Below are 15,747 nucleotides of genomic sequence, written 5' to 3'. Positions count from 1 at the left end.
AAAGAAAGGTTCATGACTTATGATTTCAAAAAAATTGGTTCTCCATTTTTTACTGTATACGGCAAAGAGTATGCAGGAACAAACGGGGAATCCTTCGATAGTATACTCCGGATATCTTCACCTTCTTTAAATTGTCCTTCATTTTTTTTCAACGCTTCATATAAGTCGATTCTATAATCAACAAACAATTCTCCTTTTTCATTAATTACAAGAGGGAGACCTTTTCCTGAGTACGGACTTGTCACTTGTGGTACATCTTTATATCCCAGTTTTTTGAAGTCTAATTCATAAACACCATCTGTGATCACTTTTTTAAAAGGTGGATATTGATGTTCATCACGATACATTCTTAGCTTCAATGCCACTTCTTGAATTTGTTCCGCCATTCTCACATCAATTAACTTTACTGTCGGATTTTTTTCAACATCTATTAATACATATTGATATACTCCACCACTTTCATACGCATTCCCTGGTGCCTCTTGTATGTACCTTGGAGCAATTTTTTGAAAATCAATTGGATACTTCTGATAAATCGGCGTACTCATATCACGCGTCTTAATTGGTAATAAACCATCCGTTTGCTCCTTATATGTATTAATGGCTTTTTGTACAACTTGCAACTGGTCTTCATAAGGAATAGCACTTTGTTTCATATTTTCTCTTGGATACATACACCCTGTTAAAATGCTCATGCAACAAAATATTAAAATAATATGGATTTTTTTCACTGACAATCACCTTTTCATGCTAGTATGGACTGTTGCTTTTGTAACATTTACCGACTACACATCCTTTATTGCTCAATAGGGCCACTAAATACAACAAGGAAAATAACAATTCCCGATACAATCATGAGGGTGTACGCTACTAAAGCTGTAATCCCTTTCAAAAATTTATTCTTCATTTTATGCCTACTCAATAAAATAAAACTTACTGCAAGAAACATAAATCCAATTGCCCCTAAAGCAAACCACATTTTCATAAGCCCTTCCGACATATATACACCCCTTTACTTTCAATCTATTTTTATACTATTTTAACAAATTAAAATCTTTAAACAAATAAAAATCATCATTTTTCCGTGAATTGATGATTTTTATTTAAAATAATAAAACCGAAGCACGAAATGATGCGCTTCGGTTGACCAAATATGCCCTTAACAGCTCTATTCCCATTCTTTCATAACTATCATATGCATTCTCTAAACTCTTTGTTTCTCATAATTTATTTTTTAAACATTTTACTTAACGAACCAAAATCCGCCGGCATATTATTGTTAATAATCGCTTTTACAATTTGATCCTCTTGCTCTTTCGGCACTTCGCGTCCTGCCATTAGAGCAACTTGATGAATCAATTGGCGAAGCACTGTCTCATCACGTAAGTTCGCATTTTGAACAGACGACGCTAATTTAAAAATATCTTCTTTGTTCACTTTCGCTTCTTTTTCAATGTTATTAAAAATGTTGTTATCCATTCTTTTCACCCTCTCCTCAAGTTACTCTTCATCCTATGCAGAGATGAAAAATTGGTGAAAAGACCCATAAAAAATAAAAAACGGTAGAAGTACGAAATGTACTTCTACCGCTTTCTTTATAACAAATCAGGTATCGCTTCAACTTCATGTTTTCGAACACGTCCCATCAATGAGCCTACTGCATCTTTCACATTATTCCCATTGAACAGCACGTCATATAAAGCAGCTGTAATCGGCATTTCAACTTCCATTTTCTCCGCCAATTCATGAGCAGCTTTCGTTGTTCTTACACCTTCTACAACCATACCCATACTTTCTAGCACTTCTTCTAAAGAGTGCCCTTTTCCAAGCATATTTCCAGCGCGCCAATTTCGGCTATGCACACTTGTACAAGTTACAATTAAGTCTCCCATACCAGTTAGACCAGCAAACGTTAACGGATTTCCGCCCATTTTTCTTCCTAAACGAGCAATCTCTGTTAAACCACGTGTCATTAATGCCGCTTTCGCATTATCACCTAATCCAAGCCCGTCAGATATCCCCGCAGCTAGTGCAATAATATTTTTTAAAGCACCACCAAGTTCAACTCCAACGATATCTGGGTTTGTATATACACGGAAATAGCTATTCATAAACAAATCTTGTACTCCCTCAGCCGCTTCCATACGCTTTGCTGCAGACGTAACAGTTGTCGCTTGACGCAATCCAACTTCTTCAGCGTGACTCGGCCCAGATAGTACAACAACATCCTTAATCAAGCTCTCTGGAATTTCTTCCTCAATCACTTCCGAAATACGTTTTGACGTACCTGGTTCGATTCCTTTACTTGCATGAATCCAAGTAATTGGCTCTGTAACAATTTCTTTCATCTCTTGCAATACGTCTCGGTACGCTTTCGTCGGTACTACTAGCAGTACTGTATTTACATCTACTAATGCTTCTTCTAAAGAAGAGTAGGCTACGATTGTGCTTGGCAATGTAATCCCTGGAAGATATCTACTGTTCTCACGCTTCGTATTAATTTCATTCATGAGTTCAGGACGGTTTCCCCAAATACGTACATCATGCCCATTGTCAGCTAATACCATCGCTAACGCTGTTCCCCAGCTACCTGCTCCTATTACTGTGATTTTTGTCATAAAATCACATCCTCTCCATTAGTCTCTTGCTCTAGCGATAATGTGAATCGGCGTTCCTACAAAACCGAACGCTTCACGTAAACGGTTCTTTAAGAAGCGCTCATATGAAAAGTGCATTAATTCTGTATCATTTACAAATATAACAAATGTTGGTGGTTTTACCGCAACCTGTGTCGCATAGAAGATTTTCAGACGGCTACCATTATGTGTCGGCGTTGGATTCATCGCTACCGCATCCATAATTACATCATTTAATACATTCGTTTGTACACGGATGCTATGGCTTTCATTTACCTCATTGATAACCGGTAATAACGTTTGTGTACGCTTTTTCGTTTTCGCAGATAAGAATACAATCGGTGCATACTCTAAAAATTGGAAATGAGCACGAATGTTTTCTTCAAATGCTTTCATTGTTTTTTCATCTTTTTTCACTGCATCCCATTTGTTTACAACGATAATAACAGCTCGTCCTGAATCATGAGCATATCCAGCGATTTTTTTATCTTGCTCAATAATTCCTTCTTCTCCGTCTAAAACGACTAAAACAACGTCAGAACGTTCAATCGCTCTAAGTGCACGAAGTACACTATACTTTTCTGTACTTTCGTATACTTTCCCTTTTTTACGCATACCAGCTGTATCGATGATTACATAATCTTGGTCATCTTTACTATATGGTGTATCAACAGCATCACGTGTCGTTCCCGCTATATTACTTACAATTACACGTTCTTGACCAAGAAGTGCATTTACAAGTGATGATTTCCCTACGTTTGGACGTCCAATTAAAGAGAAACGGATTGTTTCATCGTCATACGCTTCTTCTTCAATCTTTGGAAAATGATTTGCAGCTTCATCTAACAAATCACCAAGTCCTAAACCGTGTGTACCTGAAATCGGGAATGGCTCGCCAAATCCTAATGCATAAAAATCATAAATATCACTACGCATGTCTGGATTATCAACCTTATTTACCGCAAGTACAATTGGTTTTTTAGAACGGTATAAAATTTTAGCAACTTCTTCATCTGCTGCAGTTACACCATCGCGACCATTCGTCATAAAAATGATAACATCTGCTTCATCAATCGCTACTTCCGCCTGTTGACGAATTTGTGTCAAGAACGGCTCGTCTCCAATATCAATTCCACCTGTATCAATAATGTTAAACTCATGATTTAACCATTCTCCCGCACTATAAATACGGTCTCGCGTTATACCTGGTATATCTTCTACGATTGAAACTCTTTCTCCAACAATTCTATTGAAAATAGTAGATTTCCCTACGTTCGGGCGGCCTACTATCGCTATTACTGGTTTCGGCATATACTTTCATCCTTTCAACTTGCTTCTGTTTATTATGTAAAAAACCCTTCTTTGTGCAAGAAGGGATTTGCATTCCAGAATATTTCTCAACGTATCAAAACACCTCACATTATACCACACGTTACTAATGTTTCACAATAATATATACATTATCTTGTAAGCGATGTGCAATACCATCTAAAATAGCCTCTAAATTATTTGCAACAAATTCCAGTTCCTCTGTCGACTCGCAAATAAATAAAGGGGCACCACCTGCAAATTTCTCTGGCGTTGTTGTAATGACTGCGAGAATAACACTTTCTAACATCATCTCTTATCTCCCCTTCCTTTCGGAGCTTCTGATGACATATGAACAGCACTCTCTAATGTTGGTACATTTCCGATTACCCCTATCGCTTTTTCTGCATCTTGATCTTGCGGCAGAACAAAAATCCCAACTCTCCCATCCTCTAAATCACGCTTCGCTAACGGTACAAGTGCCGGCGTTCCAGAATCTCTATATATTCCTAAAGCAACCGAAACATCATGTAAAATAGCTTGCCGTTGTCCTAAGTTTGAGATTGTAACCATCGCATCTATCGATTTCGGTTTTAAAATAAATCCCATTCCATATTTCATAATTTCTTCTTGCCTTGCTGGCAATCCAATATTCATAATGTAAATATTATCAATATAAAGTCCCGCTCCTTCAAAACGAAGTGGAACGTGCTCTATTTCTACAAGATCATGAAGTCTTTTACCTGACATTAATTTTTTCGCAATGAAAAAACTTACTATACCAGTAATTACCCCGGCAATCCATGAATCGAATCCTATATACGCAAACGTTGTTACAAACGACGTTAACATCGCCAAGTAGTTACGACTTTCAAATACTAATGCAATTCCTTCAATGTATGTATTACCACGTGGTACGAGCTCATATCCATCTAATTGTTGAAGTGTATTTCTTTCCATATTGCGCACATCACGAAATTGCGTCGCTGCTAACGTAAGAAATGTAATTGCAGAGAAATCTTTTTTCAAAACAGACGGAATCGCAATTGCTCCTAAGGCAGCCGCAATTAATCCCATCGCGATATGAATAATTTTCCCGTGAAGCCTCGTCGGATATTGTCTCGTATCGGTACGAAGCATTAACAACCTAGTTATTGTACCTGCAATTACGCCACATAAAATAGCTGGTGTATATTCAGTCATGTATTACCCTCGCCTTTCTTTTACGTGTTTTCCTCTTAAATTGTTCCATATATACCGATGCCTTTGTAATCCAAAGTAAAATCGCCATAAATAAAGTGGAAACAGCAGCAACATCTAAAAAAGCTAAACTGCCGTATTCATAAGGAAAATGTAATTTACGAAAAATCAGCGTCACCAATAATTCTCCTTGTAACATCCCTATATATAAGGAGCATAATCGTAATATGCGATCCCCGTGCAATAAAACCGATGCATACACAAGTGCACCACTTAACAGCAACAACCTATCAACCACAATCCAAATTGGATCATATACTTCTAACAAATGAAAGCTTGTATATAACATTGCAATAATAAGTGCCGAAAGTAAGGTATATAATTTTTTCCAAATAGAATATAACGCGATACCTACAAAAGAAATAATACAAAGCAAAAGGGCATTTACCGATATTGTGAAAGAAGCAATCGTCACATTTAACGGAGAACAAATAATAAAAATTAATATACAAGCACTTATCTTCCAACGAATAGATTCCTTTTTCATAAAAAAGGTCACGACAATCCACCCTATCCAAGCAACAAAATAAAAAGTACTCCCATCCATCATTTCACCTCCTATGATTTCCATTATGGGAACTTTTTATGAAAGTTAATCCTCCTTTTCTTTGTGCATAGTTTTTCTCATAACAGCAAAACTTTTAATAAGGAGGTGTAACTCACAATGGGTAAAGATCGCCAAGAACGAAAGCTAAGAGAATCACGCCGCGTTGAATCTGATCGCGACCAATCACTTCAATATCCCGGTGCAACAAGTCTTGATACACCGGAGCAAGCTCGAAAGCAGAATCAGCATTAAATAAAGTGAAACTTCAGTGGGGGGTATCCATCCCCACTGATTATTAGCCCACACCAATCGAGCCGCCCTCAAATAGGCAATACAAAAAGACGGTTTCGATATTGTACGAAACCGTCTTTTTACACGATTATTTTATTTATTTCTACTCGTAATATAATTCTTTTGTTTTCGCATTATAAACCCTATCACTCAACGAGGCATTAATCGTAACTACACCTGTTGTTTTTTAGAATATGTAATAACATAATACGTATGTAGAGAAGGATCTTTACTCTTTACCTCTACACGTACATAATCCGTCTCTCTTATCTCATTTAACTTTCGCTCAACCTCTTTTTTCGCACCTACAATATCTTCTTTTTCTCCTTTAATTTCCCTACTCACAATGGTATTTCCTTGATCAGAAAGTAATACTACTTCAGCATTACTTAAACTAACTTCATTTGGTATATTAAAATAATAAATTGTATACGAATCTTCCGATGGATTTTTGTCTTCTCCTAATTCCCTTGGCAAAATTAGTGCTTCTATTCCACTTCCTGCATTCACCGTTGGATTCCTATACAATTTATTCCCGACTGCAATTGCAATATTCGCCGTTTTAATTGCTGATTGTGCTGTTGTTGAACTAGAATCTCCTTCTCTTACATTTGAAGTTAATGAAATTCCAACCTTTTTCTTATATCCAGAAACCGCTGTATCTTCTCTTATATTTCGTGCATGGATGTTAAAATCTTCACTATTATATGTAATGCGTCCTATTGTATTTTTACTATTTGAAGATACATTATCTCCTTTTTTATTAACATCCTCATCCTCAAAATTATAGTAAATTTTCCCTTGTTTCTTTTGACTCTTAAATAGCAATCTCTTATCTTGTTTTATCGCTAACCAGCTATATAGAGAGGAATACTTTCTTACTTTTGCCATGTTTCTCTCCACAAACATGGCAAAAGTAAGAATACTCCAATAATTCAGCGGCATATTTTTTACATTTCTTCATTTCTATAACCCTTTTTTTCAATTTTAGCTTTTCTGTACGATATTTATATATACTTTTATTATAATGTAAACTCTCTCTTTTTTCCATTTATAGAATTATATAGAATGATAACTTCTCGCCTCCCCTCTTCATTTTACGAAAATAAAACGCAAAAAAATCAACCGGATGGTTGATTTTTTATCGCCTACTATAATGTGCAGTGTCAATCCCTCGCTGCGCTAACCAATGGTACGTTTCACCTTTTACAACAAGAGGTACAGATTGAAACTCTTCTATCGTCTTCACGCCAAGAGCTGTCATAATAAACTTTAAATCTGTATGTAAAAGATCAATTTCACCCACTAAATTCTCAACACCATCTTGCATTAAAATACGTAAAAAGTATCCAGCAAACGCAGTTGTATTCGCCCCTAATGCGATTGCCTTCGCCACGTCAAGTGCTGTTTGTATACCCCCAGATGCAATAAAAGAGAGGTTATTATTTGTAGAGGTTGCTTCAATAATCGAGGTAGCTGTTTGTATGCCCCAGTTATTAAAATAAGAAAGCATTCGCTGTCTTCTTTCATTTTCAACAGCAGCAAAATTCGTACCACCTTGTCCGCCAATATCAATTGCTGTTATACCTATATTCGCTAACTGTTGTACTGTTTCCTTACTCATTCCAAAACCGACTTCTTTTACGATGACAGGTACTTTACTTTTTAAAACTATTTTCTCAATCCGCTGAAGTACACCAGTAAAATCACGGTCTCCTTCTGGCATCGTTAACTCCTGTATGACATTTAAATGAATTTGCAGTGCATTCGCTTCAATCATATCAACGGCACGCTCTGCCTGTTCGACAGTTGCCTCACTTCCTAAGTTTGCGAAAAAAATCCCATTCGGATTTACTTTCCTAACAACTTTATACGAAGCCGCTTCACTTTCATCTTTTAAAGCTGCCATTTGCGAACCTACAGCCATAGCAAGGTTATGATGTTTCGCTACATATGCTAATTGCTCATTAATATGTAATGTTTGCTCTCCTCCACCACCAGTCATCGCATTGATAAAAATCGGCGAACTTAGTGAAAGTTCGCCGATTTTTGTTTCACATGTTATAGTGTCATAACTTGAATTTGGCAAGCTTTGATGCACAAAATCAATATCATGAAAGCCATGCGTACGAGACTGACCAGTAGAAAGAGCATATTCAATATGATCTAATTTACGTTTTGCCCTTACCACTTGTACCCCTCTTTATTTCTTTAATTTTTTCAGTTGTTCACCAATAATATCACTTAACTGGAAAGTAGCCGAATCAGCATTTGGCTCATATTGGCTATAATCTTCTGTTACATTATTTTCTTCAAGCGTTTCTTTTATGCTTAAAGAAATACGTTTTTCTGCTACATGGACTTCAAGTACTTTCACTTTTACTTCTTGTCCCATTTCCAATACTTCATTTGGATTTTTCACGTGACGATTTGCAATTTGAGATACATGTACAAGCCCTTCAACACCAGGTAAAATTTCAACAAACGCACCGAATGTAACAAGGCGTTTTACTACTCCCTCACGAATATCTCCAGCTTTTATTTCGCCAGCAACATTTTCCCAAGGTCCTGGCTGAGCTGCTTTAATTGATAAAGAAATACGTTGCGTATCAGCATCAACAGATAACACTTTTACCTTTACCTTTTGACCTTGCTCTAATACCTCAGAAGGTTGCTCTACACGTTCGTGTGAAATTTGTGAAATGTGAACTAAACCGTCCACACCACCAACGTTAACGAAAGCACCAAAATCCGTTAATCGTTGTACTGTTCCTTCAACAATATCCCCTTCTTTTAACGAAGAAATTGCTTCTTTTTTCTTAGAATCTAGTTCTAGTTCTACTACCGCTTTATGTGAAAGAATAACACGATTTTTTTCACGGTCTAATTCAACAATTTTCACCGCTAATGTTTTTCCTTTATAGTCAGCAAAGTCTTCTACATAATGTACTTCTACAAGTGAAGCTGGGATAAAACCACGAACACCAAGGTCCACAACTAACCCACCATTCACGATATCTTTTACAATAACATCAAATACATGACCAGAATTAAATTTTTCTTGTAATTCTACCCACGCTTTTTCTGCGTCAACAGCTCTCTTAGATAAAACAAGATCATCATCTTCTAATTTAATAATTTTCAATTCAAGTGTTTGATCTAATTCTACAACATCGCTTGCTTTTTCAATATGAACGTTAGCTAATTCACTAATCGGAATTACGCCATCTGTTTTGTATCCAACATTTACAAGAACTTGTTTCTCTTCAACTTTCGTTACAGAACCTGTAACAACGTCACCAACTTGTAATTCTTTTGAATTCATAACTTCTTCATTCATTTTCTCTACCATGGAAATACCTCCCTACAGAATTGACAAAGCATTTTTATGTATATACGAAATGAAAACAAATGTTTTCATTTGCATGTTTAAGAATTTATCATCACATATTCTGTTTCAATACAGTTCACAAGAAACTATATTAAATCTATATAAATAGTATACAGCAAAATCATCTTGAAGAAAGTATGATTTGAAATATAATAGCGAATATATTCTGACAGTTTTTTTCCTCTGTAACTAACTTCTTACAAATTAGCCCATTTGTCAAGAAAAGAGACTTATAATTCACTTATCCTTTACATTTCAAAAAAAAAAAAAAAGAAAGAGGATAGTCCTCTTTCTTTATTTCGCAAATACTCCTGAAACAATACCCATAATTTTTTGGACAACTTCTTCAATTGATAAAGAAGTTGTATCTAATTCCAATGCATCATCAGCTTTTTTCAAAGGAGAAACTTCGCGTTCTGAATCTAATTTATCACGCCTAGCAATTTCTTCTCTTAACTGCTCTAAATTAGAATCGAAACCTTTATTCATATTTTCTAAATGTCTTCTTTCCGCTCTTTCTTCTACAGAAGCAAGCATAAAGATTTTCACTTCAGCATCTGGTAGTACATGTGTACCAATATCACGGCCATCCATTACTACGCCGCCTTTTTTAGCTAATCCTTGTTGACGACGTACCATTTCTTCACGAACAAGACGATGCTTTGCTACAATAGATACACGATTCGTCACATCTGGCGTACGAATCACTTCAGAAACATCTTGTCCATTTAAAAATACAAGTTGTGTATTTTCCCCTTGCTGGAATTCAATATTTACATTTTTTACAACTTCCATTAACTTTTCTTCATTTTCAATATCCACTTTTTGTTCAAGGGCTGCATATGTAATAGTACGGTACATTGCGCCTGTATCAATGTAAACATATGAAAGTTTTTTTGCAACAACTTTTGCCACTGTACTTTTCCCAGCAGCCGCTGGACCATCTATAGCAATCGAAATTCGTTTATCCATTGTAACACCTCATTTTTCACTTATAAAACAAAACGAAAAGCAGGTATTTTCCCCCTGCTTCTTCTCATTTGCCTCACGTCATTAAATCCTCAATAATTGTAGCATAATCCATCATAGAAGAAAATGAAAACTACTTATTCACCTGTAAGATTTCCGCCTTATTTTTCGTGACGACACCTTCGTAATAAACAATTTTCGATAAATATTTCACTGAAGATTTATGTATAAAAAGCAGTTGGACGACAGAAAGAAAAATAAATTGAATCAGTAATATACGAATTATAATTTTCTCCACTTTTTTCAAAAAAACTCACTCCTTCCCTCTCTACACTTACACATCTACTCTCATAAATTCCCATAAACAAAACCTAACCTAATAACCACTTACCGGAGCACACTTAAGGTAATTTATTTTATTGTCATTTTCTAAGCATACTTTTATACATTTTCATTGTCGAATTTACTCAAAACATGTTATGTTCTAAATGTATTTTTCAACTTGAAAGGGGTATAAGCATTGAAAAGAATCCTAGTTTTACACACAGGTGGAACAATTGCAATGGAGGAAGATAAAGAAACTGGGGTCGTACAACCAGGTAAAAAGAATCCTCTTTTAAAATTCATTCCTGATTTAGAAGGCGATGTTGATTTAATTGTCGAAGATGTGTTCCATCTTCCATCTCCTCACATGACTCCTAGCGAAATGCTACAATTGCAAGTCATCATTGACGAAAGAGTAAAACAAGACGATATTCATGGCGTAGTCATCACGCATGGTACCGATACATTAGAAGAGACAGCTTATTTTCTTGATTTAACAGTTCAAGCAACTATCCCAATCGTTGTGACAGGGGCAATGCGTTCTAGTAATGAATTAGGTGCCGATGGTCTATATAATTTCTTATCAGCTGTAAAAGTTGCTAGTAGTAATGAAGCTGCTGAAAAAGGCGTTCTAGTCGTATTAAATGACGAAATACATTGTGCTACAAATGTAACAAAAACGCACACAAGTAATGTCGCGACATTCCAAAGTCCACAGTACGGACCAATTGGCATGGTAACAAAACGTGGTGTTGTTTTCCATCATGCTTTAGTGCATCACGAAACATGCACAGTACGACAGATTTCTAAAAACGTTGTCGTTCTAAAAGCATACGCAGGTATGGATGATACATTATTATCAGCAATCGAAACACTACCAGTAGACGGAATTGTTATTGAAGCACTTGGACAAGGTAATTTACCTCCAAGAACACTTCCTAGTCTAGGGCGATTAATAGAAAAAGGCATTCCAATTGTATTAGTTTCACGCTGCTTTAACGGTATCGTTCAAGACGTATACTCTTATGAAGGTGGCGGAAAACAATTAAAAGATATGGGCATTGTTTTCACCTACGGTTTAAACGCTCAAAAGGCGCGAATTAAATTACTAGTCGCACTAGAAAACACAAACTCTCACGAAACAATCCAACATATGTTTATGCACGATTAAAAAGAAGCTGTCGAAGATTTCGACAGCTTCTTTTTATTCTTCTCTTGATGCAATGGTTTGCGCAATCGCATCTCCATGGAATCTACCGTTCTCGATAAATATTTCATTTGCGTTATTCCCCGCAGCAATTACACCTGCAATAAAAATATTTTCAGCGTTTGTTTCCATACTACCCTCTATATAAATCGGGCGCCCTGTTTCTTCATCAATCCGAACTCCCATTTTTGTTAAGAAGCTGTGGTCTGGATGGTAACCCGTCATAGCAAATACAAAATCGTTTTGAATTGTATTTGCCTCACCATCTACTGTATACGTCAACGTATGCTCAGTAATTTCTTTTACATGCGCATGGAAATGCATTTGAATTGTCCCATTTCGTACTAACGCCTCAAATTCCGGCAAAATCCACGGCTTAATACTTGGCGAGTATTCCCCACCACGGTATAGAACTGTTACACGTGCACCCGATTTAACAAGCTCTAACGCTGCATCTATACTTGAATTTTTACCACCTATTACAACGACATCTCGATCAAAATAAGGGTGTCCTTCTTTGAAATAATGAGCTACTTTCTCAAGTTTCTCACCAGGTACATTCATATAATTCGGATTATCATAATATCCAGTTGCGACAACAATGTATTTCGCAACATATATTTCTTTGTTTCCGTCACGCTTCGTCGTTTCAACTTTAAAAACATCACCATCTTTTTGAACTTGTTCCACTCGTTCAAATGCATTTACACGTATAGATTTACGCTTTACTACTTCACGATAATACGCAAGCGCCTGATTACGAAATGGCTTACGATTTTCTGTAATAAAAGCAACTTCACCAATTTCTAATTTTTCACTAGAGGAGAAAAATGTTTGATGAGTTGGATAATTATAAATTGCATTTACAATGTTTCCTTTTTCGATTACTAACGGATTTAACCCCACTTTTTGCAACGAAATCGCCGCTGCTAATCCGCATGGACCGCCTCCGATAATAATAACTGTTTCTTTTTGCATACTTAGTTCACTCCTAGTCTTCTACCTCTGCTCTATTTATATAAACAAGAAAAAACCTACTTACAGCAGTAGGCATCTATCTTTATTGTATTCATTTTTCATATATTTGTCATCTAAACGAAACATACATCCGATAGACATCTGCTAAAAACTGCTGAAATTTAATTCCTTGTTGCCCTAATACATTCTCAGGATCGATTTTCCGAGTAGGATCCAACGTTTTGTGTGACACAATAGCCTTTTTAGGATTTAAACCGAAATTTTGACATAAATAAGCGTGATACCACGTAAAACGAGTATACGCCTCCCAAAAGTTTACGTCGCCACCATAGCAAAGTTCAACCCCAATTGCAGCCTTATTCGCATCATAACCGAATAACTCATTATCCGTTGGCACATTGTATCGAACATGGTACGCAACTTCATTTATAGGGACAATTTCTAATATTGTTTTATCATCAATAAATGTATGCGCTGAAGCTTTCGGTTGTATTTCATTAAAGTAATCCCGATTTCCTATCGCATTGCTACCAGGGTTCCCCGTGTCATGACTTACAATAAATCTTACTTTTGAAAGAGGAATTCCTGGTCGTGAATTTCCATACCCAATATAGTTACGCTCTATAGGGAACATCGCCATTACTACCAACTCCCGCTCTAAAAAATTACCTTACTTCCTTATATATGTATTCGGTGGCAATGTCCTTATGGCATATTTCTTATGCGAAGAGAACATCGAAAATATTTGATGTGAATACCATAAATAATACAATACTTACAGCCACTCCGTAAAAACCGTAAAACCAAATACAATCTTCTTTCGTATCTAAACCGAAAAATTTATTTACCGATTGTAATAATGTGCCACGCTTGCTTTGTTTGTTTCGTAATACTTCCACTCGTTCTACAACATCTGCTGGCATCATAAATCTTTGGTCTACTGTCATTTTCATCATTTATCTCTCCTTAAAATCATTTCCGTTTTGCTTATCTAAGGAAAGTATAGCACGTTTGTTCGTGCAGAACAAGCGTTCTTTTTTATTTTTTATTCTATTTTTCACCAAACCAAGTAATAATTGTGAATATAAACGCGATAATTGGTCCAACTACAACTGCACCAAATATTAAAAATAATAATCCTTCGCCGAACACCCGAACGACACTTGTTTTTCGGGCTCTCTTAGCTCTTGCAAGTTCACCCTCTAACACCTTAACCTTTTCTTCTAATTGGTCTACTCGTTCCATTATTTCATTCCCCATATACAACACCTCATTTAATACTTCAACAAAAAAACGCGATTCCCTCGAAAGGAAATCACGTTTTCTCAAAACATTATATATTATACCCAACCTCTGAAGCGACTAGCCTCAGCCATTTTACGAACACCAATCATGTATGCAGCTAAGCGCATGTTCACTTTACGAACTTGTGATGTTTCATAAATTGAATCGAATGATTTTACCATTACTTTTTCTAAACGTTGTTCTACTTCTTCTTCAGTCCAGTAGTAACCTTGGTTATTTTGTACCCACTCAAAGTAAGATACCGTAACGCCACCAGCACTTGCTAATACGTCTGGAACAAGTAAGATACCACGATCTGTTAAGATTTTTGTTGCTTCTAATGTAGTTGGACCATTTGCAGCTTCAACCACAATTTTCGCTTTAATCTTATCAGCATTTTCTTCTGTAATTTGGTTCTCAATTGCAGCAGGAACTAAAATGTCGCAATCAAGTTCTAACAGTTCTGTATTTGAAATTGTATTATTAAATAGTTTTGTTACAGTACCAAAGCTATCGCGACGATCTAGTAAGTAGTCAATATCTAATCCATTCGGATCATGTAATGCACCGTAAGCATCTGAAATTGCAATTACTTTCGCGCCTGCATCATGCATAAATTTAGCTAAGAAGCTACCCGCATTACCAAATCCTTGAACAACAACGCGTGCACCTTTAATATCAATGTCACGTTTTTTCGCAGCTTCACGAATACAAATTGTTACACCTTTTGCAGTCGCTGTTTCACGTCCGTGTGATCCACCTAATACAAGTGGTTTACCTGTAATAAATCCTGGTGAATTAAATTCATCGATACGGCTATACTCATCCATCATCCATGCCATAATTTGTGAGTTTGTAAATACATCTGGAGCCGGAATATCTTTTGTCGGACCAACAATTTGGCTAATTGCTCGTACATAACCGCGGCTTAATCTTTCTAATTCACGGAAAGACATCTCACGTGGGTCACAAATGATTCCACCTTTACCTCCACCATATGGTAAATCAACAATACCACATTTTAAACTCATCCAAATAGAAAGTGCTTTCACTTCATTTTCTGTTACGTTTGGATGGAAGCGAATTCCACCTTTCGTTGGACCAACAGCATCATTATGTTGTGCACGATATCCTGTAAATATTTTAACAGTCCCGTCATCCATACGAACTGGAATTTTCACTGTCATCATACGAATTGGTTCTTTCAATAATTCATATACTTCGTTTGGATAACCCAATTTTTCTAATGCTTCATTAATTACAATTTGTGTTGAATTTAACAATTCAAAATGTTGTTCCCCTTGTTGTTGTGTTTTCGTTTGAGTTCCCTTTTCGGCTACCATAGTAAGTAAACCCCCTGTAATTTCACTTGTTTAGTAAACCTTCATTGCCTAGTATACACCGTTAAATTTGGAATGCAATAGAAAACGCTAACAAATATATACAAACTATTTTGTATTGCAAGCGTTTTCACTATTATTATAGTCCTTTTATCGCTTTTAGAAAAGTAAAATACTTAAATATTTAAATATTTTTTATTTTCATCAAAATA

The 15,747-nt window shown here is 36.1% G+C and carries 20 protein-coding genes; 2 read left to right on the top strand and 18 right to left on the bottom strand.

The window, feature by feature from the left end; genetic code table 11:
• Window positions 1–17: 17 nt before the first annotated feature.
• The 8 genes from NSS97_RS07980 to NSS97_RS07945 all read right to left on the bottom strand — a co-directional run bounded on the left by NSS97_RS07980 (window position 18) and on the right by NSS97_RS07945 (window position 5,751).
• Window positions 18–731, bottom strand: coding sequence for a hypothetical protein (locus NSS97_RS07980; RefSeq protein WP_002126422.1), 714 nt, complete (start codon window positions 729–731; stop codon window positions 18–20).
• Between the two features lie 65 nt (window positions 732–796).
• Entirely contained in the window at window positions 797–1,000 is a 204-nt protein-coding gene (locus NSS97_RS07975) for a DUF2768 domain-containing protein (protein WP_002011815.1), read from the bottom strand.
• 227 nt (window positions 1,001–1,227) lie between these two features.
• Complete coding sequence (locus NSS97_RS07970; RefSeq protein WP_000369753.1) at window positions 1,228–1,479, bottom strand: stage VI sporulation protein F; 252 nt, start codon at window positions 1,477–1,479, stop codon at window positions 1,228–1,230.
• 116 nt (window positions 1,480–1,595) lie between these two features.
• Window positions 1,596–2,618 (bottom strand): NAD(P)H-dependent glycerol-3-phosphate dehydrogenase, encoded by a 1,023-nt coding sequence (locus tag NSS97_RS07965; protein ID WP_002011813.1) that lies wholly within the window; start codon window positions 2,616–2,618, stop codon window positions 1,596–1,598.
• A gap of 18 nt (window positions 2,619–2,636) precedes the next feature.
• On the bottom strand, window positions 2,637–3,947 hold the full coding sequence (gene der, locus NSS97_RS07960) for a ribosome biogenesis GTPase Der (RefSeq protein WP_002011811.1): 1,311 nt from the start codon (window positions 3,945–3,947) through the stop codon (window positions 2,637–2,639).
• Window positions 3,948–4,071: 124 nt separating this feature from the next.
• Window positions 4,072–4,257, bottom strand: a complete 186-nt coding sequence (locus tag NSS97_RS07955) for a capping complex subunit for YIEGIA (RefSeq protein WP_002086624.1) — start codon at window positions 4,255–4,257, stop codon at window positions 4,072–4,074.
• Entirely contained in the window at window positions 4,254–5,147 is an 894-nt protein-coding gene (locus NSS97_RS07950) for a YIEGIA family protein (protein ID WP_002086625.1), read from the bottom strand. Before NSS97_RS07950 ends, NSS97_RS07955 begins: the two co-directional genes overlap by 4 nt.
• A complete protein-coding gene (locus tag NSS97_RS07945; RefSeq protein WP_002086626.1) occupies window positions 5,140–5,751 on the bottom strand; it encodes a YphA family membrane protein in 612 nt (203 codons plus the stop codon). Before NSS97_RS07945 ends, NSS97_RS07950 begins: the two co-directional genes overlap by 8 nt.
• Window positions 5,752–5,868: 117 nt before the next feature.
• On the opposite strand from NSS97_RS07945, the gene NSS97_RS07940 reads away from it, so the two are divergent.
• The gene (locus NSS97_RS07940) at window positions 5,869–6,003 is read left to right on the top strand and encodes a YpzI family protein (protein WP_000513901.1); all 135 of its coding nucleotides are present in this window, start codon (window positions 5,869–5,871) and stop codon (window positions 6,001–6,003) included.
• Between the two features lie 210 nt (window positions 6,004–6,213).
• On the opposite strand, the gene NSS97_RS07935 is transcribed toward NSS97_RS07940, so the two are convergent.
• The 5 genes from NSS97_RS07935 to NSS97_RS07915 all read right to left on the bottom strand — a co-directional run bounded on the left by NSS97_RS07935 (window position 6,214) and on the right by NSS97_RS07915 (window position 10,709).
• A complete protein-coding gene (locus NSS97_RS07935) occupies window positions 6,214–6,933 on the bottom strand; it encodes a hypothetical protein (protein WP_341112105.1) in 720 nt (239 codons plus the stop codon).
• A 250-nt stretch (window positions 6,934–7,183) separates the two neighbouring features.
• Window positions 7,184–8,233 (bottom strand): type 2 isopentenyl-diphosphate Delta-isomerase, encoded by a 1,050-nt coding sequence (fni, locus tag NSS97_RS07930; RefSeq protein ID WP_044438018.1) that lies wholly within the window; start codon window positions 8,231–8,233, stop codon window positions 7,184–7,186.
• Between the two features lie 12 nt (window positions 8,234–8,245).
• Window positions 8,246–9,394 (bottom strand): 30S ribosomal protein S1, encoded by a 1,149-nt coding sequence (gene rpsA, locus NSS97_RS07925; RefSeq protein WP_002126412.1) that lies wholly within the window; start codon window positions 9,392–9,394, stop codon window positions 8,246–8,248.
• 333 nt (window positions 9,395–9,727) lie between these two features.
• On the bottom strand, window positions 9,728–10,405 hold the full coding sequence (gene cmk / locus NSS97_RS07920) for a (d)CMP kinase (RefSeq protein ID WP_002011798.1): 678 nt from the start codon (window positions 10,403–10,405) through the stop codon (window positions 9,728–9,730).
• 130 nt (window positions 10,406–10,535) lie between these two features.
• Complete coding sequence (locus NSS97_RS07915) at window positions 10,536–10,709, bottom strand: DUF5359 family protein (protein WP_002135263.1); 174 nt, start codon at window positions 10,707–10,709, stop codon at window positions 10,536–10,538.
• A gap of 213 nt (window positions 10,710–10,922) precedes the next feature.
• Between NSS97_RS07915 and ansA the strand changes: the two genes are divergently transcribed.
• The gene (ansA, locus tag NSS97_RS07910) at window positions 10,923–11,897 is read left to right on the top strand and encodes an asparaginase (RefSeq protein WP_002030754.1); all 975 of its coding nucleotides are present in this window, start codon (window positions 10,923–10,925) and stop codon (window positions 11,895–11,897) included.
• A 33-nt stretch (window positions 11,898–11,930) separates the two neighbouring features.
• Here ansA and NSS97_RS07905 read toward each other — a convergent pair whose 3' ends face one another.
• From NSS97_RS07905 to gudB, 5 genes are all read right to left on the bottom strand, one after another.
• Window positions 11,931–12,911 (bottom strand): YpdA family putative bacillithiol disulfide reductase, encoded by a 981-nt coding sequence (locus NSS97_RS07905; RefSeq protein WP_002030753.1) that lies wholly within the window; start codon window positions 12,909–12,911, stop codon window positions 11,931–11,933.
• 109 nt (window positions 12,912–13,020) lie between these two features.
• Complete coding sequence (locus NSS97_RS07900) at window positions 13,021–13,551, bottom strand: peptidoglycan recognition protein family protein (protein ID WP_002011791.1); 531 nt, start codon at window positions 13,549–13,551, stop codon at window positions 13,021–13,023.
• 79 nt (window positions 13,552–13,630) lie between these two features.
• The gene (locus NSS97_RS07895; protein WP_002011789.1) at window positions 13,631–13,867 is read right to left on the bottom strand and encodes a DUF3961 domain-containing protein; all 237 of its coding nucleotides are present in this window, start codon (window positions 13,865–13,867) and stop codon (window positions 13,631–13,633) included.
• Between the two features lie 94 nt (window positions 13,868–13,961).
• Window positions 13,962–14,171 carry a hypothetical protein gene (locus NSS97_RS07890; RefSeq protein WP_002126403.1) on the bottom strand — a complete coding sequence of 70 codons (210 nt, stop codon included), beginning with the start codon at window positions 14,169–14,171 and terminating at the stop codon, window positions 13,962–13,964.
• Between the two features lie 80 nt (window positions 14,172–14,251).
• Window positions 14,252–15,538, bottom strand: a complete 1,287-nt coding sequence (gudB, locus tag NSS97_RS07885) for an NAD-specific glutamate dehydrogenase (RefSeq protein ID WP_000225168.1) — start codon at window positions 15,536–15,538, stop codon at window positions 14,252–14,254.
• Window positions 15,539–15,747 lie beyond the last annotated feature (209 nt).

Origin of the sequence: Bacillus sp. FSL R12-0074 (genome assembly GCF_038005725.1) — a bacterium.
Taxonomy (GTDB): Bacteria; Bacillota; Bacilli; order Bacillales; family Bacillaceae_G; genus Bacillus_A; species Bacillus_A mycoides.
This window is presented reverse-complemented; position numbering and strand designations above follow the sequence as displayed.

What these genes read in the sequence shown, in the direction of transcription:
- NSS97_RS07975 (WP_002011815.1), bottom strand. Translation starts at nt 1,000, where the DNA reads ATGTCGGAAGGGCTTATGAAAATGTGGTTTGCTTTAGGGGCAATTGGA.
- NSS97_RS07970 (WP_000369753.1), bottom strand. Translation starts at nt 1,479, where the DNA reads ATGGATAACAACATTTTTAATAACATTGAAAAAGAAGCGAAAGTGAAC.
- NSS97_RS07965 (WP_002011813.1), bottom strand. Translation starts at nt 2,618, where the DNA reads ATGACAAAAATCACAGTAATAGGAGCAGGTAGCTGGGGAACAGCGTTA.
- der (WP_002011811.1), bottom strand. Translation starts at nt 3,947, where the DNA reads ATGCCGAAACCAGTAATAGCGATAGTAGGCCGCCCGAACGTAGGGAAA.
- NSS97_RS07955 (WP_002086624.1), bottom strand. Translation starts at nt 4,257, where the DNA reads ATGATGTTAGAAAGTGTTATTCTCGCAGTCATTACAACAACGCCAGAG.
- NSS97_RS07950 (WP_002086625.1), bottom strand. Translation starts at nt 5,147, where the DNA reads ATGACTGAATATACACCAGCTATTTTATGTGGCGTAATTGCAGGTACA.
- NSS97_RS07945 (WP_002086626.1), bottom strand. Translation starts at nt 5,751, where the DNA reads ATGGATGGGAGTACTTTTTATTTTGTTGCTTGGATAGGGTGGATTGTC.
- NSS97_RS07940 (WP_000513901.1), top strand. Translation starts at nt 5,869, where the DNA reads ATGGGTAAAGATCGCCAAGAACGAAAGCTAAGAGAATCACGCCGCGTT.
- NSS97_RS07935 (WP_341112105.1), bottom strand. Translation starts at nt 6,933, where the DNA reads ATGGCAAAAGTAAGAAAGTATTCCTCTCTATATAGCTGGTTAGCGATA.
- rpsA (WP_002126412.1), bottom strand. Translation starts at nt 9,394, where the DNA reads ATGGTAGAGAAAATGAATGAAGAAGTTATGAATTCAAAAGAATTACAA.
- cmk (WP_002011798.1), bottom strand. Translation starts at nt 10,405, where the DNA reads ATGGATAAACGAATTTCGATTGCTATAGATGGTCCAGCGGCTGCTGGG.
- NSS97_RS07905 (WP_002030753.1), bottom strand. Translation starts at nt 12,911, where the DNA reads ATGCAAAAAGAAACAGTTATTATTATCGGAGGCGGTCCATGCGGATTA.
- NSS97_RS07900 (WP_002011791.1), bottom strand. Translation starts at nt 13,551, where the DNA reads ATGGCGATGTTCCCTATAGAGCGTAACTATATTGGGTATGGAAATTCA.
- NSS97_RS07895 (WP_002011789.1), bottom strand. Translation starts at nt 13,867, where the DNA reads ATGATGAAAATGACAGTAGACCAAAGATTTATGATGCCAGCAGATGTT.
- NSS97_RS07890 (WP_002126403.1), bottom strand. Translation starts at nt 14,171, where the DNA reads ATGGGGAATGAAATAATGGAACGAGTAGACCAATTAGAAGAAAAGGTT.
- gudB (WP_000225168.1), bottom strand. Translation starts at nt 15,538, where the DNA reads ATGGTAGCCGAAAAGGGAACTCAAACGAAAACACAACAACAAGGGGAA.